At 35.7% G+C, this 22,507-nt stretch carries 19 protein-coding genes; 13 read left to right on the top strand and 6 right to left on the bottom strand.

Annotated features, from left to right (window positions below; translation table 11 throughout):
- Positions 1–185: 185 nt before the first annotated feature.
- The 8 genes from FHR29_RS08000 (at position 186) to FHR29_RS07965 (ending at position 12,873) form a co-directional block, all read left to right on the top strand.
- Complete coding sequence (locus FHR29_RS08000) at positions 186–2,666, top strand: phosphocholine-specific phospholipase C (RefSeq protein WP_183913642.1); 2,481 nt, start codon at positions 186–188, stop codon at positions 2,664–2,666.
- A gap of 207 nt (positions 2,667–2,873) precedes the next feature.
- Positions 2,874–3,338 carry a GyrI-like domain-containing protein gene (locus FHR29_RS07995; protein ID WP_168126384.1) on the top strand — a complete coding sequence of 155 codons (465 nt, stop codon included), beginning with the start codon at positions 2,874–2,876 and terminating at the stop codon, positions 3,336–3,338.
- 465 nt (positions 3,339–3,803) lie between these two features.
- Positions 3,804–4,355 (top strand): RNA polymerase sigma factor, encoded by a 552-nt coding sequence (locus FHR29_RS07990; RefSeq protein ID WP_168126385.1) that lies wholly within the window; start codon positions 3,804–3,806, stop codon positions 4,353–4,355.
- Positions 4,356–4,404: 49 nt separating this feature from the next.
- Complete coding sequence (locus FHR29_RS07985) at positions 4,405–5,490, top strand: FecR family protein (RefSeq protein WP_183913640.1); 1,086 nt, start codon at positions 4,405–4,407, stop codon at positions 5,488–5,490.
- Between the two features lie 131 nt (positions 5,491–5,621).
- Positions 5,622–9,116, top strand: a complete 3,495-nt coding sequence (locus tag FHR29_RS07980; RefSeq protein ID WP_183913638.1) for a TonB-dependent receptor — start codon at positions 5,622–5,624, stop codon at positions 9,114–9,116.
- Positions 9,117–9,126: 10 nt separating this feature from the next.
- Entirely contained in the window at positions 9,127–10,953 is a 1,827-nt protein-coding gene (locus FHR29_RS07975) for a RagB/SusD family nutrient uptake outer membrane protein (RefSeq protein WP_183913636.1), read from the top strand.
- Positions 10,954–10,963: 10 nt separating this feature from the next.
- Entirely contained in the window at positions 10,964–11,347 is a 384-nt protein-coding gene (locus FHR29_RS07970; protein WP_183913634.1) for a BACON domain-containing protein, read from the top strand.
- On the top strand, positions 11,344–12,873 hold the full coding sequence (locus tag FHR29_RS07965; RefSeq protein ID WP_183913632.1) for a sulfatase: 1,530 nt from the start codon (positions 11,344–11,346) through the stop codon (positions 12,871–12,873). Before FHR29_RS07970 ends, FHR29_RS07965 begins: the two co-directional genes overlap by 4 nt.
- A gap of 243 nt (positions 12,874–13,116) precedes the next feature.
- Here FHR29_RS07965 and FHR29_RS07960 read toward each other — a convergent pair whose 3' ends face one another.
- Together FHR29_RS07960 and FHR29_RS07955 are read right to left on the bottom strand one after the other, a co-directional pair.
- On the bottom strand, positions 13,117–14,346 hold the full coding sequence (locus FHR29_RS07960) for an MFS transporter (protein WP_221197824.1): 1,230 nt from the start codon (positions 14,344–14,346) through the stop codon (positions 13,117–13,119).
- Positions 14,347–14,427: 81 nt separating this feature from the next.
- The gene (locus tag FHR29_RS07955; protein ID WP_183913631.1) at positions 14,428–14,979 is read right to left on the bottom strand and encodes a Crp/Fnr family transcriptional regulator; all 552 of its coding nucleotides are present in this window, start codon (positions 14,977–14,979) and stop codon (positions 14,428–14,430) included.
- 134 nt (positions 14,980–15,113) lie between these two features.
- Here FHR29_RS07955 and FHR29_RS07950 point away from each other — a divergent pair, with 134 nt between their 5' ends.
- The 4 genes from FHR29_RS07950 to FHR29_RS07935 all read left to right on the top strand — a co-directional run bounded on the left by FHR29_RS07950 (position 15,114) and on the right by FHR29_RS07935 (position 17,381).
- Positions 15,114–15,512, top strand: coding sequence for a hypothetical protein (locus FHR29_RS07950; RefSeq protein ID WP_183913629.1), 399 nt, complete (start codon positions 15,114–15,116; stop codon positions 15,510–15,512).
- A gap of 21 nt (positions 15,513–15,533) precedes the next feature.
- Positions 15,534–16,019 (top strand): hypothetical protein, encoded by a 486-nt coding sequence (locus FHR29_RS07945; RefSeq protein ID WP_183913627.1) that lies wholly within the window; start codon positions 15,534–15,536, stop codon positions 16,017–16,019.
- Positions 16,020–16,263: 244 nt separating this feature from the next.
- A complete protein-coding gene (locus FHR29_RS07940) occupies positions 16,264–16,914 on the top strand; it encodes a hypothetical protein (protein ID WP_183913625.1) in 651 nt (216 codons plus the stop codon).
- Between the two features lie 74 nt (positions 16,915–16,988).
- Positions 16,989–17,381 carry a hypothetical protein gene (locus FHR29_RS07935; protein WP_183913623.1) on the top strand — a complete coding sequence of 131 codons (393 nt, stop codon included), beginning with the start codon at positions 16,989–16,991 and terminating at the stop codon, positions 17,379–17,381.
- Between the two features lie 202 nt (positions 17,382–17,583).
- Here FHR29_RS07935 and FHR29_RS07930 read toward each other — a convergent pair whose 3' ends face one another.
- From FHR29_RS07930 to FHR29_RS07915, 4 genes are all read right to left on the bottom strand, one after another.
- Positions 17,584–18,423 carry a DUF5694 domain-containing protein gene (locus FHR29_RS07930; RefSeq protein WP_168126391.1) on the bottom strand — a complete coding sequence of 280 codons (840 nt, stop codon included), beginning with the start codon at positions 18,421–18,423 and terminating at the stop codon, positions 17,584–17,586.
- 309 nt (positions 18,424–18,732) lie between these two features.
- Entirely contained in the window at positions 18,733–19,425 is a 693-nt protein-coding gene (locus tag FHR29_RS07925) for a DUF1080 domain-containing protein (RefSeq protein WP_168126392.1), read from the bottom strand.
- A 138-nt stretch (positions 19,426–19,563) separates the two neighbouring features.
- Positions 19,564–20,586, bottom strand: a complete 1,023-nt coding sequence (locus FHR29_RS07920; protein WP_168126393.1) for a hypothetical protein — start codon at positions 20,584–20,586, stop codon at positions 19,564–19,566.
- 72 nt (positions 20,587–20,658) lie between these two features.
- The gene (locus FHR29_RS07915; RefSeq protein WP_168126394.1) at positions 20,659–21,273 is read right to left on the bottom strand and encodes an MCP four helix bundle domain-containing protein; all 615 of its coding nucleotides are present in this window, start codon (positions 21,271–21,273) and stop codon (positions 20,659–20,661) included.
- A 220-nt stretch (positions 21,274–21,493) separates the two neighbouring features.
- Between FHR29_RS07915 and FHR29_RS07910 the strand changes: the two genes are divergently transcribed.
- Positions 21,494–21,988 carry a hypothetical protein gene (locus FHR29_RS07910; RefSeq protein ID WP_168126395.1) on the top strand — a complete coding sequence of 165 codons (495 nt, stop codon included), beginning with the start codon at positions 21,494–21,496 and terminating at the stop codon, positions 21,986–21,988.
- The last annotated feature ends 519 nt before the right edge of the window (positions 21,989–22,507 follow it).

The raw sequence follows: 22,507 nt of genomic DNA, 5'->3' as shown, positions 1-22,507 counted from the left end.
TAATATTCTATTTCCAATAATTAGTTTATAATTGCTGTTCATTATAAACAAGCTATAATTCGTATTTTCAAGTCTCACATGATATTACAACATTAAGAAGACACTGGCGCATTTTTGTGAGTAAGGGAAAAGTTGAATGGATGGGGCTGATTAAAGAATGATCATTTAAAAGAATAATTGATAAAATGGATAACAGGAGAGATTTTCTAAAAAAAGCGGCGATGCTAACAGGTGGTATGTCCTTGTCGCAACTGCTACCTCGATCTATTGCTAAGGCCATGGCTATAGATCCTAAATTAGGGAGTACGTTTTACGATGCAGAACATGTTGTGCTACTTATGCAAGAAAATAGATCATTTGACCATGCATTTGGCACCCTAAGGGGAGTTCGAGGATTTAACGATCCACGTGCTATCCGGCAGCCCAATAACCAGAAAGTCTGGTTACAGACACAAGCTGATGGTAAAACATATGCTCCTTTTCGACTGGATATTAAAGATTCTAAAGTCACTTGGATGGGCTGTCTGCCACACAATTGGACAGACCAGACCGATGCCCGCAATCATGGCAAAATGGATCGCTGGCTGGATGTCAAACGTTCCGGATTTAAAGATTTTAAAGAAATGCCCTTAACATTGGGCCATTATACGCGTGAAGATATACCTTTCTACTATGCAATGGCTGACGCATTTACCATCTGCGATCAACATTTTTGTTCCAGTCTAACAGGCACCAATCCCAATAGGCTTTATTTTTGGACAGGCAATATCAGAGAAAAACTGACCGATAAAGCACTGGTGTGGAACGGAGATTCCGAGTTCAGTGGTAAAGCCACATGGAAAACTTTTCCTGAACGCCTTACAGATAGCGGGGTGGACTGGAAAATCTATCAAAATGAAATATCGTCCAGTAGTGCCGGTTATAGTGGTCAAGAAAACAGTTGGTTGGGGAATTTTGGGTGTAATGTAATGGAATATTTTCCTCAATATGCTGTCAGATATAGCAAGCGTTATCAAGATCTATTGATTGAAAAACGAAAGCAGATCGACGCAAAACTTGAAGAGCTAAAGGAAAAAGATATTGTAACTGGGGAAGAGTATGAGAAATTGCAAAAGCGGCTGCAAGAAACCTTAAAAGAGCAAGAGCTGTATACAGACGAAAACTTTGAAAAGTTAAGCGCATACACAAAAGAAATCCATCGACGTGCATTTGTGAATAACAGTGCTGCTCCAGACTATATGGAGCTCGAGCAGATGGAATATCAAGAAGGCGATGAGACCCGCCAACTCCAAATACCGAAGGGTGATATCTTGTATCAGTTTAGAGAAGATGTGGACAGTGGCAAACTGCCTACGGTATCTTGGCTAACGGCACCGCAGCTTTTCTCGGATCACCCCGATTCACCTTGGTTCGGAGCCTGGTATGTCAGTGAAGTTCTGGAAATCTTAACCAAAAATCCAGAAGTATGGAAAAAGACTATCTTTATCCTTACTTATGACGAAAATGATGGTTATTTTGACCATGTGGCACCTTTTGCGGCGCCAAACCCTTATCGTCAAGATTCAGGTAAAGTTTCTCAAGGCATCGACACACGGTTGGAATATGTAACAAAAGAAGAGCAATATCATCCCGAAAGCGGCCGTGAAAGTAACATCGGCCTTGGGTATCGTGTACCGATGATCATCGCCTCTCCATGGTCCCGTGGAGGTTGGGTAAATTCACAGGTGTTTGACCACACCTCACCATTACAGTTTTTAGAGCGGTTCATTAATCACAAAACACGTTTTGATATCAAAGAGACTAATATTACAGCATGGAGGAGGGCCGTTTGTGGAGATTTAACCTCCGCTTTCAGACCATATAAAGGGGAAGTTATAGCAAAACCCGAATTCGTTCAGAAAAAGCCATTTATTAAAAGCATTCATCAAGCACAATATAAAGATGTGCCCAAAGGATTTAAAGTCTTAAATCAAGCTGAAATAGAGCAGATAGAGCAAGATCCTCGAACTTCGCCCAACTTCCCGAAACAGGAGAAAGGGAATAGAGATTCATCCGGACTACCTTACGAACTCTATGTTGATGGATATTTTGATCAAGAAAATGTAGCATATAAGATCTCCTTTGAGTCTTCAAATCGCATATTCGGTACTGCATCAGCAGGAGCAGCATTTACCGTTTACAGCGAAACTTCTTATCATAATGAACAAGGAAGAAGTTGGAATTATGCTACCGTTGCAGGAGACCGGTTGCAGGATAGCTGGTCATTAGAAGCCTTCGAAAAGCCTGCTTATAAATTAAGCGTTTACGGTCCCAATGGTTTTTTCCGAAGATTTGCTGGAGGTAAAGAAAACCCAAAAATTAAAATTTCTTGTCGTTATGAACGCGATAAAAAAGGTAAAGGATTTACAGGCCGATTGCTGGTTGAGATCGCGAATCATGAAGACAGTCAGGTTGAAGTATGGCTTCACGATAACAGCTATGGACAACCGGAGCGTAACATTAAGGTGCGTGCCGGTTCGACCTCGGTTGCCGAAGTTGATTTATCCAAACAGCATTTTTGGTATGATATAAAAGTAAGCTGTACTGGATACTTGAACTATTTCGAGCAATTTGCAGGACGTATTGAAGTTGGACAAAACGCGAAAAGCGATCCATTAATGGCATAGAAGTCGTAACGATCCTTCTATTATTAAATAAAAAGCATCATACACCTCAAATTGTATGGTGCTTTTACTTAGATGCAAATTAATAGCGTACCATTCTATATCTGATTCCTTTTATCGGCTATAAGTTTAATTCAATGTGGCTATTACTGCTGACATACCGCTGTCACCCGTCATCGTTATCTTCGTTTAAATATTAAAAATCAAAAAATGAACAACATTACTATTGAAGAAAAGAAGATTATCGGTATGACCATTCGAACTACCAATGAAAATGGACAATCTGCAAATGATATCGAATTATTATGGCAAAAGTTTTGGAAAGATGAAACCATACATCAATTCGAGCAAAAGATAAATAACGACATCTATGCCGTTTATACAAATTATGAAACAGATTTTACAGGCCATTACGATACCATTATCGGATATGAAGTAAGTACGTTAACGGTGGTTCCAGAAGGACTTGTCGGTCTAGTAATCGAAGGGGGAGAATATGCTGAATTTGTGTCCAAAGGAAAGATGCCAGAAGCCGTATTCAATACTTGGTTGGGCATTTGGGGTGATGAAGAATTTAATTCAAAAAGAGCCTACAAAGCAGATTTTACCGTACATGGTGAAAAATACAATGATGGTCCTGAGGCAGAGGTAGAGACCTTTATCTCTGTTAAGTAGTGATCTTTATAGTTTTTTGTTTTTGTAGCGGTACCAAAAAAATATAAATAAGATAGTATTAAAATAAAAGCCGTTTGGAATGACCAAACGGCTTTTTATATGACCTTATTTTTGATGCCGTATTTTGCTTCAACTTTTTGAAAATCGAATAGTAAGAGATTCATGCATCATACAATATGAAGTATAACAGCAATATTTAGGTTGTTGCTAAGAAGTAAAATGTTTAAAACACCTTTTTAAACACGTAGATTATTAATCAAATCAAAAGATATTAAATCAAGTGGACATGTTTTCATTTAAAAGTTTAGTATTGCTTTTGGTAGTTATTACCAAATCTCTTAAATTATTCCAGCGGTTCAGAAATTCAGTCGGGAAGCTGAAGTAAAATTCTTTAAATTTTTTCAATTGTTAACGTTTTATGTATGATTTGTTTATATTAGTCAAGCCAATCAACGAACCATAAACATGTACGATATTAAGGATTTTAGTGAAGAGCAAAAACATAAAATCGCCATTATGCGTGATGAATATGTGTTTAAGGAGTTCTTCATTAAAAATTTAGAAATTCTGGAGGAATATGCCTTATCCATTGTTAAAGACGATTGTCACGCTGAAGATGTCGCTAGCGAAGTATTTTGGGAGATCTGGAATATGGGTCCAAAGCTTATGGAGATCAAATCAGTGTCTGCCTACTTATACCGGGCAACAAAAAATAAATGTCTCAATCTATTACGAAATAAAATAGTTCGTTACGAATCTGTTGAACTGCATTGTAATACCTTAATCGACGACCTATCTCCTGAAGCACTTCTAATATCTACCGAGAAAACCAAAGAGATTGAATTTGCAATCAATCAATTATCACCAAAAACCAAAGAAGCATTTCTTTTGGTAAAAGACTGCCAGATGACCTATAAACAAGCGGCCGAAAGCATGGGTATCGCAGTCAAAACAGTAGACAGACACATGCAGATTGCAATCGAAAAATTATATTTTCTATTAAAAGCAAAAAAATAACATATCGTATTGGGGATTTTGCTCTTTTCATGTGTCTTGCTATTAAACCATGAATATGTCATCAGCAGATCAGCAATATTTACAATTGATTCATAAAGTTTTGAACCAGTCGATTTCGGGTTCAGAATTGGATGAGCTGTATCGTCTAATGGCTGAAGATGAAAATAGAATCGATCTCTATCTCTTTCTAACACAGAGCAAAAGTATATCTGGAAAAAAAACAATCCCCAAAGAAACACGCTACGAAAGATCAAAGCAAAAATTTATGTCTGCTGCTGTTTCCCAAGAACCTGTAATAGCACAACCAATAGAGCCTGAACGTAAAGTGCGAAAATATAGATTCTCAATAGCAGCAGTGATTATATTTTTCATTTTAGCAATAGGAGTTACTTACATCTATATGCCAGTAGCTAGTAATGATAGCATCACACTTGTATCCGCCAAGGGAGAGCGTAAATTCTACAGGTTAAAAGATGGTACGGAAATCTGGTTGAATGGCGAGAGCCAATTGGAATATAACACGTCATATGGACATAGTAACCGTGATGTGAAATTATCCGGTGAAGCTTACTTTAATGTTGCAAAAAACAAAAATCTACCTTTTCAAGTCGATTCTTATGGCAACAGAATTGAAGTATTAGGTACTCAATTTAATGTCAGAGCCTATCCTGAAGAACAGAAAATGGAAACAGCATTGATTGAAGGGAAGGTCAATCTACAAATAAAAGACAATGGTAAATATCGTCAATATATTATGCTGCCGGGAGACAAAATCGAAGTAACCAACATCATGACCAATGCCATGCGTATCAGTAAAAATCGTCAGAATACTTCTCCTGATAACACACAAGTAATTATTGATATGAAAAAAGCTACCGCTACAAACGGTGAACAACTGGATATTCTTTGGACTAAAAATAAGCTTGTTTTTCAAAATGATCCATTGGAACTTATGACAAAAAAAATGGAACGGTGGTACAATAAAACGATTGTCATAGAAAATGAAAGACTCATGAATGAGTCTTTTACGGGTGTATTTGAGGAAAAAACCTGTAAAGATTTACTTGACCTGTTAATTAAAACAGGTGTCAATTTACATTACACAGAAAAACAAGACAGTATATTAATTTATTAAAAACCCAAAATTATGAATCAAACCTTTACAAAAAAGGGTATATCGTAACGATATACCCTAAAAGATGAATGAAAAAGCACAAAGCCCTAGTAAAGTAATGTGCTTAATTACTAACTTCTAATATCTAAATTATGAAAAAAAATTCACATGTCGTCAGTCATGTGCCAATTCTTTATTACCTAAAGTGGCTCTTCATGGTAAAATTTACGCTGTTGCTTATTGTAGCTTTGGGCTACAACAGTTATGCAAATTCGACACTTGCGCAAGGCAACATTACTTTAAAAAACAAAAGCATAAAGTTTAAAACTTTACTACAGCTGATCGAAAAACAAACTGATCTACGTTTTATCTACAATGACAACCAGATTGACAAATTTGTGATCAGCGATGTAAATGCAATTAAAAAACCATGGAATGAATTGTTAGAACCTATTTTAGAAAAAACAGGTCTTAAAATGCAGGAGATCAATGGTGGCCGGATTATTATTTCACCAATCGTAGTACAGGACCCCAGGTTTCATGGTAAGATCATCGATAGCAAAGGCGAACCTTTACCAGGAGTATCCATTAAGGAAAAAGGATCTGATAGGAGTACACTTACAAATGAAAAAGGAGAATTTACGATTGCGGTTAAAAATACACAAAGTACGATCTTAATCAGTAGTGTCGGTTTTGTATCAAGAGAGGTATCGTACTCATCTGCTTTTCAATCTATTCAGTTAGCCGAGGATCTTGCTCAACTTGAAGAAGTCGTTGTCGTTGGTTATGGAGCACAAAAGCGCGTCAATTTGACCGGTGCCGTTTCCGCAATTAGCGGACGTGAACTTGAAAACAGGCCCGTTGTCAATGCAACACAAAGCTTACAAGGGATCGTACCGGGACTGAATGTCAGCGTTGGAGGAAATACTAAGCCTGGTCAAAGTTTCAATCTCAATGTACGCGGAGTTGGAAACATCAGCGGAACAGATGGCCCATATGTACTTGTAGACGGAATGGAGATGTCACTTGCAGATATCAATCCAAGCGATATTGAAAACATTTCAGTACTGAAAGATGCGTCGGCATCTGCTATATATGGATCAAGAGCAGCATATGGAGTTATATTGGTAACAACCAAAAAAGGTACAGCTGGAAAAAAAGTAATCAGTTTTACCGGCAATACCGGAATTACTTCACCTGTTAGATTACCCGATATGGCTAATTCCGTAGAATTTGCCAACTTCTTCAATGCAGCGACCTTTAATGCATTGGGTACGAAGCAATATTCGGAAGACAAGATTGCGCTATTGCAACAGTATATCAATGATCCAAGCAGTCTTTCGATTTTTCCAGAAGTCAACACCAACAATTATGCAAGCTGGGAAAACAGTGCCAATGGAATTGCTAACACCAACTGGTTCAATCTGCATTATAAACCAACTGCTCTACGTCAGAATTATACACTAAACATGAGTGGAGGCAATGCAGGTACGCAATTTTACGTATCGGCAGGTTATTACAACGAAGAAGGAATCTTGCGGTATGCAGATATCGACTATAAACGCTATAATTTCAACAGTTCAGTTTCCTCAGATCTGACCTCTTGGCTAAAACTAAAAGCCAATGTTAAATATACCAGAAGCAATAACCAAACGCCTCTAGCAGGATATGAAGACATGTTCTTCCATAATTTAGCGCGTATGCGTCCCAATGTATCACCTTACGATTTTTATGGTAATTGGAATGAACAATCCATGGTTCCATATTTACAGTCGGGTACAAAAGACGATTTGACAAACAATACACTAGCAATATTAAGTGGTTTGGAAATAAGTCCTTTAAAAAACTGGAAGATATTTGCCGATCTCAATTATAGGTTAGATAATGATGCTAATGATATCTTAAAACTCCCAGGCACAATTTATGGCATTGATGGAGCTTCTTATCTTGTAAATCGTTCTGAATACAATATTCCATTAGGAGGCAGTTTTGAGCGTAAAATGAACAGCAACAATTACCTTACACCTAACATCTATACCAACTACAAATTATCGCTAGACAACCATAATTTTGATGTTACGGCGGGTTTTCAGCAAGAACTAGATCAGTTTAAAGAAATCTACACATCCGCTAGTGATTTGATTAGCTTCGATCGTCCGGGTATAGACCTGTCGACAGGAACCAAATCAAGTAAAGAAGCACGTAATCATTGGGCAACACGTGGTTTCTTTGCGCGTTTGAATTACAATTTCGACCAAAAATACCTCTTGGAAGTCAATGGCCGTTATGATGGTTCTTCCCGTTTCGCGCCCGACAATCGTTGGGGCTTCTTTCCATCGGTATCGGCGGCATACAACATCAGTGAAGAGTCCTTCTTTAAAGATGAAGTCAGCTGGGTCAATCAGCTGAAAATACGAGGTTCATACGGATCATTAGGAAATCAGGCTGGAGCAGGACTCTATGCGTACTCGGAAAACATGAGCATCATCGTACCAGGTGCCAACGGAGCAGGAGGAAGGTATTATTTTGAAAATGGCCGCGAGAGTTATATCAACGCTCCGGGTGCTTTCAATCCATTGATCACCTGGGAAACTGTACGTAGCGCCAATTTTGGTCTTGATTTTACGGCATTCAAATACAGATTGACCGGTGCAATTGATATCTATCAGCGCAACACCAAAGATATGCTCGGTCCATCTCGAGATGTAGCCGATCTTTTCGGTACAGTACCCGCAAAAAGTAACAATGCTGATTTAAGAACACGCGGTTGGGAAGTTAATGTCAAATGGCGTGATCAGCTTTCCGAAGACTGGAGCTATAATTTGGGCTTAATCCTCACAGATTACAAATCAATGGTTACGAAATATCAAAATCCAACAAAATTTGATCCAAGTGGACAATGGTACGAGGGCAAGACATCTGGTGAAATCTGGGGCTATACCGCCAATCAATTAATCCGTACACAGGCAGAAGCAGATGCTTATAATGAATTGGATCAGTCATTTTTGTCCGCTCGCGATTGGATCCCTGGAGATGTCATGTACCTTGATATCAACAATGATGGAAAAATCAATAATGGAACCAATCGCTTAGGTGATATGGGCGACATTTCCATTATCGGAAACAGCACCCCAAGGTATAGCTATAGTATCTCTGGTGGATTAACGTGGAAAAATTTATCGATGAATATGCTTTGGCAAGGTATTGGTAAAAGAGATTTTAGTCCAGCAGTGGCCGATGCTTACTTCTGGGGAGCAGGTGCTTTAGCGCAAGTGACCGTTTTCAAACAACATTTAGATTACTTCTCCGAAAGTAATCCCGATGCTTACTATCCCAATCCTTATGCAGCACCTGCAGGTGCCATTAATTCTTATATCAATAAGACCCAGCTATCTTCAACCCGTTATTTACAAAGTGCTGCATATTTACGCCTCAAAAACCTGACCATCAGTTATAATATCCCTAAATCACTGATCCAACGCTGGAAGTTCGAGCGTATCAATGTATTCGTTAGTGGCGAAAACTTATTGACTTTTAGTCCATTGGCGAAAATGTTTGACCCAGAAACCATCAATGGAGGTTCAGGTACAGGGAAGATATATCCCTTAAGTAAAGTGTATTCTTTTGGTCTAAACGTTAATTTCTAACCCGAGCAACATGAAACTATATAATTTATATTTATGCCTAATTACAGTGAGTATCACTGTGTTTTCAGGGTGTAATAGCAATTTTTTGGATCGAGAACCATTGGATCAATTATCCACAACAGGGAGTTTATCCTCGACCAATGAGCTAAAACTGTATGTCAATCAGTTCTATCAAACTTTACCCGGTCATCCGAATTTTACCGGTGGTATTGGGCCTGCTTTTGATGACGCACGTACCGATAACATGATATTTACCAGTGTAGATCCGAGACTTAGCGGACAGTTAACGGTTGCTAATGCTTCAAGTATCAGTGAATATACGCAAATAAGATCAATCAACTTTTTTCTAAAGCAATCAAAAAATGCAAAAGGAAATCAAACTGAGATCAACAAATATCTAGGTGAGGCATATTTCTTTCGTGCTTGGTATTATTTTGAGTTGGTGAAAAAATATGGCGATGTCACCTGGGTCAATCAATTGTTGAGTTCCGAAGATGAATCTACGCTATTAGCAAGGGACAGTCGTGTTATGATCGTAGATTCTATCCTCAGTGACTTGAACCGTTCGGTCGATCTTTTACCTACTGTATCTACCAATGCGAGTATGCGTGTTCACCGTGATGTGGCCCTGGCATTGAAATCACGTGTTGGTCTTTATGAAGGAACATGGCAAAGGTACCATAAATTAAAAGGGACATCATTTGCGAGCACGGAAGCTACAGAAGATAAGATTAAGAGTTATCTGACTCAAGCACGTGATGCCGCCAAGACCATTATAGATGGTAATCGCTGGAAAATATATACCACTGGAAAATTCAATGATGATTATCGCAATATGTTTAATACGGCAAATCTTTCTACAAACAATGAGGTTCTATTATATCGACGCTATAATCCTTCAGAAAATGTCGGTCACGGTGTTTCCAAATATCTATCAACAGGAGGGGGAGATATCGGTTTGACCCAGAGTCTCGTGAGTGATTACTTAACAGCAGATGGTAAACCTTTTGTAGGTACACTACAGACCGAAGCGCAAAAAACATACAGCCAAGATTTAAAACCTACAGTTCGTGATCCACGATTAGCACAAACAGCAGTAGTGCCACAGGCGCCTTTACGACCTGATGCTGTTGCCGCCAATTTTCCACCGATCAATCAAAGTGGATTCAATCGTTCAACTACAGGTTACCCGATGTACAAATATGTCGAGTACAATAGTCTTCCTGCCGTATCTGATGATGGCATGAGTGCTGCTCCTGTCATTTATTTCCGTTATGCAGAAGTATTACTCAACTATGCCGAAGCTATAGCTGAACTTAAGGAAGATCCGAGTAAAATTATTGAAGCGGTACGACCGTTGCGTGCCCGTGTTAATATGCCGGACATGGATTTCGATCGCGAGTACAATACTGCAGCAAACTACCCATTTGCACAGCTAGACAAATTCGTACAGGGAGTAAGAAGAGAAAGACGTGTCGAGCTCGTAGCCGAGGGACATCGTTTACAAGATATTTTACGTTGGGCAGCGGCAGATCAATTGCTTGTTGGCAAAAGACCTTTGGGAATTCTGTTTACAGGAAGCAATATTGCGCAAGAAAATAACACTACAGGTTTTTACAAAGACAATCTGTTATACTATGACACTGCGCCAGCAGGAAAAACAGTCAATTTCTTTTTGTCCGGTAATCCTGGTGATGCTATGCGCTATATGGATCCTTATAAAGCAGTATTGCCAAATGGGTATCGCTTTAGAGTCGATCGAGATTACTTACTTCCCATCCAACAACGGATGATTGAATTGACAAATGGCAAATGGAAACAAAACCCAAACTGGTAAAATCACTATCATGAAGATATTCATTTATAAAAAAGGAAACATCGGTTTCCTTATACTCCTCATTTTATTCGCGTTAGTTGCTTGCAAAAAAGAAGACCTTCCTGCTAAACCTGTCGCTGGTCCATTTCAGGTGACCAGTACCGTGACAAACGAAATAGAGAAAATAGCAAGTACTTATACCATAAGTATTGAGGGGACCACCAATGGTTGGTGGGTTACTTTACCTGCAAACGTACAGTGGTACACTATGGAACGCAAATACGGCTCTGGTAATGTCACACAGAAACTGACGATTAAGGCCAATGATTCAGGTCAAGATCGATCGGGCTGGGTCAAAATAAACTCGACTTCCAAAGAAGAAGTAATTATCAATTTTAAACAAAAGGGATCATGAAATTAAGTTTTATTATAATTCTAGCACTTGCCTTGACTACAGGAAGACATGTTTATGGACAAAAAAAACCCAATGTCGTCATCATTATTTCCGATGACCATGCATATCAAACCATAGGGGCATATGGCTCAAAATATGGAAAAACACCCCAAATAGATCGTATCGCCAATGAGGGTGCTATTTTTAAAAATGCTTTTGTCAATAATTCAATATGTGGCCCCAGTAGGGCCACTTTATTGACCGGAAAGTATAGCCATAAAAATGGTTTTAAGGATAATGAGACCTCCGAGTTTGATTTTAGTCAAGATCTATTTGTCAAACAGCTCCAGCAGGTCGGGTACAATACCGCCTGGGTCGGTAAAATCCATTTGGGAGACAAATTACAAGGATTCAATTATTTTGACATTCTGGTCGATCAAGGCACATATTTCAATCCAGATTTTATCAGTAAACAGGGACGTAAACGAAGTGAGGGATATGTTTCAGATATTGTGACCGATAAAGCTTTAACGTGGCTCGATACCATAAATCAAGAACAACCTTTTTGCTTGGTTATCGGTCATAAAGCTACCCATCGTACCTGGATGCCCGATCCTGCAGATTTTGGCACCTATGACAGCGTCGATTTTAAATTGCCGGAAACCTTTTACGACGATTACGAAAGCCGTAAACCAGCCAAGCTTCAGGAGATGTCTATTGATAAGGATATGCGCATGGGCTACGATCTAAAGATGTTCGAATCTGTTGAAGCGATGATGCAGGATGGTAATTTCAAACGAATGACACCAGCACAGCAAGAAAAATACATCAATTATTACAGACCGATTTATGAAGAACTTAAGCAATCCAAGTTGACCGGAAAAGCTTTAGCCGAGTGGAAGTTCAAGCGCTATATGACCGATTACCTCAATACAGCACAATCCATGGATAGGAACATCGGAAAAGTATTGGACTACATAGACAATAAGCAATTAAAGGAAAATACAGTTGTCATCTATCTGTCCGATCAAGGTTTTTATATGGGCGAACATGGTTGGTTTGATAAACGGTGGATGTATGAAGAGTCCTTCCGTACACCAATGGTCATGCGCTACCCGCCAATTTTAAAACCCCATACTGAAATCAATGGAAAGGTCGTCAATGCCGATATTGCACCGACTCTCCTGGAACTTGCATCAGTCAAAAAACCGAAGGACATGCAGGGCGAGTCTTTTGTACATGTGCTCAAAAACCCATCAACAGAACATCGGAAAGATCTTTTCTATCATTACTTTGAAAATGGAGAACATGCTGTCAGCCCACATTTTGGAGTACGTGATGACCGTTACAAATTAATCCGATATTATAAACGTCAGGAGACATGGGAACTTTTCGATTTACAAAAAGATTCTCAAGAACTTCATAATGTCTATCATGATCCGGCCTATCATTCCATCGTGAAAATGATGAAGAAAAAGCTAGTTAAGCAAATTCATCTGTTTGATGATACAGAAGCAGCAGCAATCTATAAGATAAATATCGATTAGCACTGTATCTATAGTACATTCTGAACAATTTCGAAAATATATTCAAATATAAAATAGCTTAAAGGTATAATTTAAATCAATTTTAAAGCCGTTTGGTATTCCAAACGGCTTTCTTTAATAAATATTCTTGTTAAATAGTTCAAAATTTAAATGCCAAACGAAGAACACATTGATACATCTGTTAATGGACCATGTTAGACATTTTTCTTCAAAAAGTAGGTCGATAAAAGTTCTGACACTTCCTTAATGCACCTGATGTTCCACCTGTTGCACAGCTGGTATAAAGAACAAAGAAACTCCTGTCAGCATCACAATGATACCCCCAAAAAGGAAAAGCTTTTCAACACCGATTTCGTCAGCAATAAAACCAGCAAAGAGTAAACCAATAATAGCTGGAAACTGGCTTAAGCTACCATATAAAGCGAATACACGACCTAAATAGACCGACTCAAATTGTGTTTGTATCAATACTGTAAACGGGCCTGTAAAAAGCGGTACCGCTAATCCCTGCCCAATTGTCAACACGGCGTAAGTGATGAAGAAACTAGAAGGTAATGCGCCACATAATGCAAGAACAAGCCCTAATCCAGAAAACCCGAATATAATTAATGTCACTTTTTTTAACTTCGGATTCCACACACTTAAAATAACACCACCAACGAGTAAACCAATTCCATACAATCCTTCGATCAAGCTAACCTGATAAGCTGATCCATGAAAGTAATGCAATGTCATCAACGGCATTACCGCGACGATGGGCATAACAAAGAAATTGACCACCACTTCAGAAGCCATCAGCCAGGACATACCTTTATTTCTCAGAATCGCCGTTGCGCCTCCTTTCATGTCTTGTAAAATACTCTTCGCAGATTTTCCGATATCCGTTACATGAGGGATCGAGACAAACAGTAATGATGTACAAGCAATAATAGCACCCGCTACATCTAGTAACATAACAGTACTCATGCCAAATGTCAATAAACATACAGCACCCAACATGGGCCCGCATATGATCGATATTGACTGAATAATTTCATTGATACCAGCAATACGAACCAGTTTAGATTTAGGAGCCATAACCGGTATAATAGACTTCATAGCTGGAGCATGAAATGCACTTCCTACAGATCTAAGCATCAGTAAAATATAGATAGACCATAATTCAACGATATCCAAGTAAAAGAACAAGGCAATGATTGCTGAACAGATGGCAACAAAAAAATCAGCACCGATCATGGTCCATTTGCGGTTCCATCGGTCTATAAACACACCTGCAAATGGTCCTAAAAGTATCTGTGGCAACAAACCTGCTATGGCAGCATAAGCAAGAGCTTCTGCAGACTCAGTTTCTATTCCGATCCACAATACCATGGAAAATTGAGCGATTGAACTGCTCAAGATAGAGAATAATTGTCCTGTCCAAATGATCCCGAATTTATTTTTCCAGTTGTTTATTTCTACGTTTGCTTCCATCTTTTTTTACATTAATGAGTTTAAAATGCAAAATTAGAGGTTTGAAGATCCGTAAACGTGAACATTTGGTAACTTCGACTGTTACTTTACGATTTGCCTTCGAATGCGACTTAGTGATTGCGGAGTCATACCCAGACAAGAAGCAATATACTTCTGTGGGACAAGCTGAAATACTTCAGAATCTTTTTCCAAAACGGTTAGATATCGTGCGCGAGCAGTAGGTTGACAGAGCATGATGAGCCATTCTGTAATTTCAAAATAGTATTGTTCTAAAATGGTACGAATTAGATTTGAAATTTCATGGGACTCTTGACAAAGTATGTCAAGATCATTTTTGGATATGACATAAGCTGAACTATTGGAAATTGATTCAATCCTATAATCTGCAGAAGCTTCTGAATATAGGATGTCGCCATAACGCTCGAACCATAGCGTTCTATCTTCGCTATCAAAAATCCGGTAACCCCTCCAGATCCCTTCGCTTATGATGTAATAATTTTGCTTCCGATTATCAGGTCCCATAACGAGTTCATGCTTACCAAATGATTTCTTCTCCATCTTCAATAGAAGCTGAGAGACTAATTCGGAAGAAACTCCATATTTGTCGCATAAAATGGAAACGAATGACTGCATATTTAAAGGTATAGAATATATATCGTTTTTAATACATCTTGCTCGAACAAGGAACTTTATAATATTTCAATGATCATTATGCAAGTTTTATTTTTAACTTGTCTGTATAAAGTAGGATATAAACAACTTTAATTATGTATAAAATCAAAACGCTTATTTTGTTAGGACTAGTTGCATCTATTGAAGTAATTTATGCGCAGAATAAAATTGTGCCTTCGTCAAGGAAAAATTTATTGGATCAATCATTGGTTTCTCATCCAAAAGAAGAAAGTTTGCAAGCATTCGTAGAAAATATCTATCTAAACTCTTCAATATTTCATTATGGTGTGAAGCCAGCTTTAGAAAAGGGTGACTTTTCTGTACTGATTATGACAAGTGCTTCAGATACTAAATTAATGAAAAGTAGGGAGCTTGCACGAATCAAGAAAGAAGATATCTCTGAAATCTCGTTTAAGAAATCTAAAAGTTATGATGCCCTTTATGGAGAATTTGCCAGCACTTTTGGAATGGTTATTATAACACTTAAGAATTAAGTTGATGGATTGTTAAATCCCATGATGAAGTTTGTAATAGGATTTATATTTTTCTGTTTATCTTCTGTTGATGTTTCTCCGCAGAAAGAAGATATCGTTGTATCTGTTATATTAAAAAATGTTATTGGTAAGTCTTTTACATTCAATCAGAGTGATAGGAAAGACTACTTAAATGATGTCATAATTACCTATCTAGGAAAGGTCGAAACTAAAGACAAAATTAAATATCATATTTTAACTTGGGGGAGAATATGGGGCCCAAATGGACATACAACAGGAATTATTTTGTTATATGATTATAAAAAAAGATACTTTGGTAAATATGTGCTAGGAGCAATTAATGATTTACCAGTTAAGTTAGATCGCAATAAGTTACTCTTTGATAATAAGCAAAAAATTGATTGTGATGGATCGATAATGACTAGGATTGACTTTGAAACTATTCCAAAGGATATATTTCTTAAGTGTAATGGTGATCAAGGGGATATGTATGAACTTAGTTTTTGATGGTTTATATCACCAGTTCCTGCTGCATCATTTACGTTGACGACGCATTGGGTAATATTATTTGTGTACAGAAGGAGTCGGTAAACAGCAAATTCGGCATAAACAAAGGATTAATTGCTGGATTTAAAAAACAGCTTTCTGATATTCGAATTTAAACATGTAAGTTTTTATTTTTGGGGACAATAATATATAAGTATCATAGAAAAACAGATATCACTATCATGAGCTGTTTTAATAAATAAAGATGTTTAGGTTATTTAAAAATAAATTTAGAGCACTAAAAAGCTGGGAAATTGATGTTTTCCATGAACTATTAAATCAATTAGGTGTTGAATATAAACATTATATAGCGCAACTAAATTTTATTGAAAAAGTAGGTGTTAATAGATCTGATATTCTAAATTTGATTAGTTTCATATATCCAACTTCCTTTTATAAAAAATTTGAAAATTATAAGGTATATAATTATAAATTAGAGAACCTAATAATAAAAGATCGGCGCTCAAGTAGAAATATAGTAATAACACTGTATTTTGCTCATGATATCTTTTTAGGTTACTCAAGTGATCTGAAAGACAGTACTTTTGAATTCGATATTAAAAATATTTTTTATGGAGATATTAAAAAGAAAGTGTGGGGCGAAGAAGGATTTAGGCTAATTAAAAAATATTTGACATCAGCGGAATTAAAGCATATAAATCGCAGTGATGTTTATATTTCAAGTATAGAGGGGGTTGAATATTTCCATTTAAAGGAGCTTAGTGATGGAGACTTTTTAGGTGTCAATAATAACGGAGTCTTTTTCATAGTTACTCATGACCCACTTGAAATGAAAGAAATTACTAGAGTGATTGCTTGTCATATTCTACAATTCGGTAATGAGCCGTTTAACTAAACTATTTTAGCATTAACTAGATTACATTCACTGAATAAGAATTGCTAAACTAAAAACTGCGAAAAATAAATATTATGATGAATAAATATGAAGACCCAATTCAATTTAATCTTCAAAAAAGTACAAGAGTGATCGAATTAACCTATTTGAAGTTAACAGAAATTTGTCAAGGTGGACCAGAAATTGGACACCTCACGATTAATGGAGTTAAGATTTCAGGATTATTTGGTGGGCCTGCAATTATTGATGGTTACTATGTTTATATCCCTCTTTTGGTGAACAAGGTGATTGGGCGGGGTTTTAAATTGGCAGTAATTGATACCTCTACTTTTGAAGTTCGTAAATTTGGTCGTACCAAAAGTCTTATTTTTTTAGACCCCATTGAAAATAATAAACTATTTTTTTTTGAAAACATTGATAAAGCAGTAGAGCGGTGTTTTGAATTGCAAAAATTGCACTCGATATGAGGGTAGATAAGCAGCGAATACAAATCGTGTTTAAATTTTTAGCATTTCTTTTAAGTACAATTTTAAACTACTAAAAATACGCTTGACTTTCTTGATATTCTCCTCAATATTAACAAAGATCGAAAAATGAAGAATGCCATTATCTTAAATAAATAATGACATTCTGTTTATAGTTTATTCGCTATTTCTGGAGGAAGAGTTTTTACTTAGCATCGAAGACTTTCGTTAAGTCAACAAGTTCAAAGTTTTTATCGACCTCAAAAAACTGTCTTAGTATAGCAGCATGTCCACTCCCCACCAGAACAAGAATAGTTTTGGTATGAGGTTTTAATTGATTCTGAATATTAGCGTACATAACCAAATTCCTTTTATACCAGTCAGTAACGAGATTGGACCCTAAATAATCTTTATTAGTCATCACTTTATTAGCAAATGAAATATAAAAACCAATGTTTTTATCCAAGTTGGACTTTTTATTTATACATATAAATATATCACTCAGATTGCTTTTTTCTAGGCAGTTATCCGACAAAGAGGCATTAATTTTACTAAATTCTTCTTTCAAAGCTGGATTTGAATTTACCTCTTTTAATAAAATATCAAATCTCATTTCTATCATACTATCAATAGGATATAATTCTTGGTGTTCTAATTTTTTCGCTAATCTATAACCTAATTGAAAAGTTTCACCTTCGATATAATATCTTTTTAACCGTTCTCTTTTTATTGTATCTGTGAACTTGTGATATTGATCTTTTAAATATGATTGGTAGTTTGCATTCAATTCGTTCTTTTTGTTAAAATTACTCTCGACAAATATTTGATCGGGTTTATAAGCAGATGCCTTAATTTTATTCGTAATTTCTTCTAAATCTTGTTGGCTTTCTTTAGATAATATATTTCTGTCTTTTTGTTTGATCATATCATTTCCAGGATTATTAAAGTGATAAGTTCCTAATAATATGACTTTTACTTTTTCTTGAGCCGATACAAATGAGAGTTGAAAAAGTAAGAAAAATAAGATGAAGTTAATTTTGCCCATGTTTATTTATATTTATTTAAGTTATTGATTTTTTGCAAATATATAAAATCACTTGCTTGTTAAATATAAAAAAGGGTATAATTTATAAAGTAAATGGAGCCTTTTCGGATCTGGAAAGAGTTGCGCCTGAGACTATCGATTTTGAATGTAAACAGTAAATCTGAACAGAATGCTACAAAGTGTCATCAATCTAGAAAGCCATTCCGTTAGGAATGGCTTTCTAGATTTTCATTTTTTTATAGCAACTAACTAACTATTGCAAATGCATGATTGCTTAGACTTGCATGAATGCTTTGTTGTCATTATCATTTATTTAGAAAGTTGCGTTATTGGCGTTAGTAAAACCTTACGGAATTCAACCTCAGCACCTTCAGCTTGAAGCGCAATCTGACCACTGTTTGCGGTACAGTCGTAACCTTCATTTACAAGGTCACCATTTACCCATACTTTTATCTTCCGGTCTAAGCATTCAATCCTCATACTGTTCCATTCACCAAGAGGTTTCTCAGAATTGTCGGTAAGATTCAAAATCCGACGTTTTTTATCTTCTGTAATGCCCCATTCAGCAGGTTCACCTCGACGCTCAACCATATTTGGTACTTTAATGTCCTCCACAATACACCAAAAGTCTCCCGCATTTTCATGCATCATCTGTACTTCAATAGATTTTGGAAACATTCCATAAAGCGCGCGTGGAGTAGAGGCATGCACCAGTACACCGCAGTTTCCTGATTTTCCTGCAAAACGGTATTCGACATCCAGACTATAGTTTTTATACGACTTATCGGTTATAATATGGCCATTTGGATTACCCATACTTACCAGCATCCCATCTCTGACAAGAAAAGGGCTTTTTACAGTCGTATTTTTGTCCATTTCTGGAACATCGATATGCCAGCCAGCTAAGTCCTTGCCGTTAAATAGGTTTTTTGATTGCGCACACGAAGATAGGGAAAACGCTAAGCTGCTGACAATAAAAAGAGCAGAATAATAAAAGTTCATATTTGGTTTAGGTTTGAATGATTATCGTTAAAACAAACATACATAATAATTTTCATAGGAATATTAGTTTTTACTTAGATTCGATTCTCTTTTAAACGATTAAAATTGACAAGGTAATGTGATAGTCGTAAGCAATATTTATTTAACTCGGATTGGAACTGTATAATCCATATTTACTTCCATACCTTGCAACCGTCCGGGGTTCCAATTCCCCATTTGTTTTATTGCACTAACGATTTGCTCTCGTACTTTTAAAGGTACTTTTTCAGAAATTCGAAAATTATTAGTATTACCGCCACGATCAATAGTAAAGGTGACAGAAATAGATTGACTTGATACATCCTTTATGAGGTCTTGGGGTATGCTTAGATTTTTATATAATGACTTCATAAATACATCCATTCCTTTTGGATATGTAGCCATACTTCTTACATTTTCTTGAGAATATATAATAACTTCTCCATTTTTTTTAAATCTTTTCCCTTGAACCAATTGATTATCTTGGTAAAGTTCTTCATAAAAAGTTCCCATATTCCTACCTTTCCATTTTCCCACTTTTTCATTATTCTTTAATTCACCTTCTGTATAATCTTCTCTCGCATTCTCAATTCTTAAAAAACCATTTCCCCTTTTAAGAAGATAATTTCCAATGGAATCGAGATACAATAAGTAAAAAGGTTGAGTATCTGTTGTTCCAGAAAATATTTTTTTACCAATTTCCTCATGAACAATAATCATCTTTAGCTTACCATTTGGGTAATAATAATATGAAGAATCAATTGGCTCTGAATATTCGTTAAACTTTTCTAAACTTTCTAAATTGCCATTGGGATAATAAGAAACAAGTTCACCAATATATTTGAGACCAAATTCAAATGGATTATTAAGCCTACCACTGTAACCATTAGATTTTAAAGAATCTGTATCAGTATAATAGCTTGTGATATTAAATAGATTTAATGAATCGTTTCCATAAGGAACTATTTTTTGATAGGAGTATGAATCTTTCTTTGAAGTGATAATTTCTCCATTATTATTAAAATAGATATATGTCGTATCTGGGTGAGAACCATCTATGTTGAAATCTTCTCTTTTGTTCGCAAAGCAGATCTGTGAAAAAGATGTGAATAATATCAGAAATAGTAAAATAATATAATTCATAATTATGGCTATGATAATAAAATTATAAATTTTTGTTCAAAATTCATAATTACTCAAATTTACAGGAAGCAATTAATTTAAGTTATGATCTTTTGGAACTTTTGCACCCATCTCAACTTTAGCGGAAAACACCAAAATTTGAATTAATATTGCAATAACAATTAGGATCACGATTTCGATGTAAGACATTAATCTACTTCTGCTCGTCATACTGATTACTTCATCTAGCTTGACTTTTCCTTCCTCCAATTGAATCGAAGACAATGTTTCTAAAGTTTGTCGTGCTTGTTTGCTGATCTCAATAGCTTTAGCATGATCTGTGGCATTAACATTTTGCGCTATTTGTTGAATATAGATTTTAAATGTATTAAAATTGACATTTTCTTTATCTGTTAGCACAGTTTTTTCATAAAGTGTATTGATTTGCTTGATTTTATCTAGTTCCAAATTAACGTTTTTAGATGAATATTGAGGTGCAGATAGTAAGACAAGTAATTTCTCCATGCGATTTGAAAGCTTGTGAATATAATCAGCCACCACTAAGCGATCCGAATATAAAGAAGTTACCGATTCATTAATTCTTTTGACCAAGTGTTGCTCTTGAATATTGGTCAACATCACCAAACAAAGGACAGAGAAAAACAACATCGCAGCCTTAATTTTATTTTTCACTGTAAAAGTCCACATTGGTCGTATATTTTGGTAAAAAAACTGAAGAATAGCAATTTAATAAAAATTAAGCTAAAGAGGAAAAAGTAGTTTTTTATCCTTAGTTTTCGTCGTTGAAGCAATTTAGATGACGTAGAACAGAATTATAGTAACATCTACATTGTTTACTCACTTATTAGGGATTAAACCATGCTATAGACAATAGTCAAAATTGAATTATAACTCATACTATACAAAAATGAAAATTTTATTATTTATCGTTACATTATTCATTTCTCTTCATCAAGAGTTTAAGAAGGTTTATATTCTTATGGATAAAGATGATACATCAATAATTTATAATGAAGATCTTAAAAAGGTCAATCTTTATATAGATCATACATTAATACCAGATGAAAAACTTCAAATGGGTATAAAGCTATATATCGCAAGTTTTTATGTAAATAATAGAAATAATTTGTCCGCCGATTTTATTAAAATTTTTCAATGCTCTATAAGTGATTTTGGACGCATGAATAGAAAACCTATAAGTAAAGTAATTTATTATTTAGAACACGAGAATCATGGGAATTTGCCTTTCGTTTATCAAAATGATGCATATTTACTATTAGAAATAAATGAATTAAAACCTAATATTACATCGATAAGAGAAAAATTGGAAAAAAGTGGAATGCTTTTAATTGAAGGTGATGGGAATCTTCAACAGAAAAAATTAAAATGGCTTAAAAAGTGATAATATAATAGGTTCGTGACGATCCAATAATTGATATAGTTATTAAAATGGGCAAAATGAAAGATATTGAACAAGTAGTTAGGAACCCAATTTCAGAACAGGAAATGATTACTATATTGTCCAAACTCTCGTATAGAAGTGATTTTATTAATGAATATAATTTTTTTAAAGTGGATGCCACATGAAAATTTAGAAGAATTTTACAGATCAAGTAGATTTAAGAACAATAATCAAACACTTGATGATGCTATTGTACTAGTTGATAGTATAGATTATTGTTCAGACCATCTTTTGAAGATAATTAAAGTAATACTTTTTTCAAAAAAGAATTATTTTATTAATTATCCTGTTTAGATTATTTGTTAAGCCAAAATAGAAAAATAGATCATTCAACTTATATGATGTTAAATAAAAGATTCAAAAATAATTTAAATGAATTTCTAAAACTTCATGCAAATATTAATCTTTTAATAACTGAAAATAAACCAGAACAATATGTGATACAAATAATAAAATCTG

Source organism: Sphingobacterium sp. JUb56 (genome assembly GCF_014191365.1).
Taxonomy (GTDB): domain Bacteria; phylum Bacteroidota; class Bacteroidia; order Sphingobacteriales; family Sphingobacteriaceae; genus Sphingobacterium; species Sphingobacterium anhuiense.
The sequence above is the reverse complement of the archived record's forward strand: the minus strand, read 5'-3'. Positions and strand labels throughout refer to the sequence as shown.

Bases quoted from the DNA above. Each gene is read 5' to 3' on its own strand.
- FHR29_RS08000 (WP_183913642.1), top strand. From the start codon at position 186: ATGGATAACAGGAGAGATTTTCTAAAAAAAGCGGCGATGCTAACAGGT.
- FHR29_RS07995 (WP_168126384.1), top strand. From the start codon at position 2,874: ATGAACAACATTACTATTGAAGAAAAGAAGATTATCGGTATGACCATT.
- FHR29_RS07990 (WP_168126385.1), top strand. From the start codon at position 3,804: ATGTACGATATTAAGGATTTTAGTGAAGAGCAAAAACATAAAATCGCC.
- FHR29_RS07985 (WP_183913640.1), top strand. From the start codon at position 4,405: ATGAATATGTCATCAGCAGATCAGCAATATTTACAATTGATTCATAAA.
- FHR29_RS07980 (WP_183913638.1), top strand. From the start codon at position 5,622: ATGAAAAAAAATTCACATGTCGTCAGTCATGTGCCAATTCTTTATTAC.
- FHR29_RS07975 (WP_183913636.1), top strand. From the start codon at position 9,127: ATGAAACTATATAATTTATATTTATGCCTAATTACAGTGAGTATCACT.
- FHR29_RS07970 (WP_183913634.1), top strand. From the start codon at position 10,964: ATGAAGATATTCATTTATAAAAAAGGAAACATCGGTTTCCTTATACTC.
- FHR29_RS07965 (WP_183913632.1), top strand. From the start codon at position 11,344: ATGAAATTAAGTTTTATTATAATTCTAGCACTTGCCTTGACTACAGGA.
- FHR29_RS07960 (WP_221197824.1), bottom strand. From the start codon at position 14,346: ATGGAAGCAAACGTAGAAATAAACAACTGGAAAAATAAATTCGGGATC.
- FHR29_RS07955 (WP_183913631.1), bottom strand. From the start codon at position 14,979: ATGCAGTCATTCGTTTCCATTTTATGCGACAAATATGGAGTTTCTTCC.
- FHR29_RS07950 (WP_183913629.1), top strand. From the start codon at position 15,114: ATGTATAAAATCAAAACGCTTATTTTGTTAGGACTAGTTGCATCTATT.
- FHR29_RS07945 (WP_183913627.1), top strand. From the start codon at position 15,534: ATGATGAAGTTTGTAATAGGATTTATATTTTTCTGTTTATCTTCTGTT.
- FHR29_RS07940 (WP_183913625.1), top strand. From the start codon at position 16,264: ATGTTTAGGTTATTTAAAAATAAATTTAGAGCACTAAAAAGCTGGGAA.
- FHR29_RS07935 (WP_183913623.1), top strand. From the start codon at position 16,989: ATGATGAATAAATATGAAGACCCAATTCAATTTAATCTTCAAAAAAGT.
- FHR29_RS07930 (WP_168126391.1), bottom strand. From the start codon at position 18,423: ATGGGCAAAATTAACTTCATCTTATTTTTCTTACTTTTTCAACTCTCA.
- FHR29_RS07925 (WP_168126392.1), bottom strand. From the start codon at position 19,425: ATGAACTTTTATTATTCTGCTCTTTTTATTGTCAGCAGCTTAGCGTTT.
- FHR29_RS07920 (WP_168126393.1), bottom strand. From the start codon at position 20,586: ATGAATTATATTATTTTACTATTTCTGATATTATTCACATCTTTTTCA.
- FHR29_RS07915 (WP_168126394.1), bottom strand. From the start codon at position 21,273: ATGTGGACTTTTACAGTGAAAAATAAAATTAAGGCTGCGATGTTGTTT.
- FHR29_RS07910 (WP_168126395.1), top strand. From the start codon at position 21,494: ATGAAAATTTTATTATTTATCGTTACATTATTCATTTCTCTTCATCAA.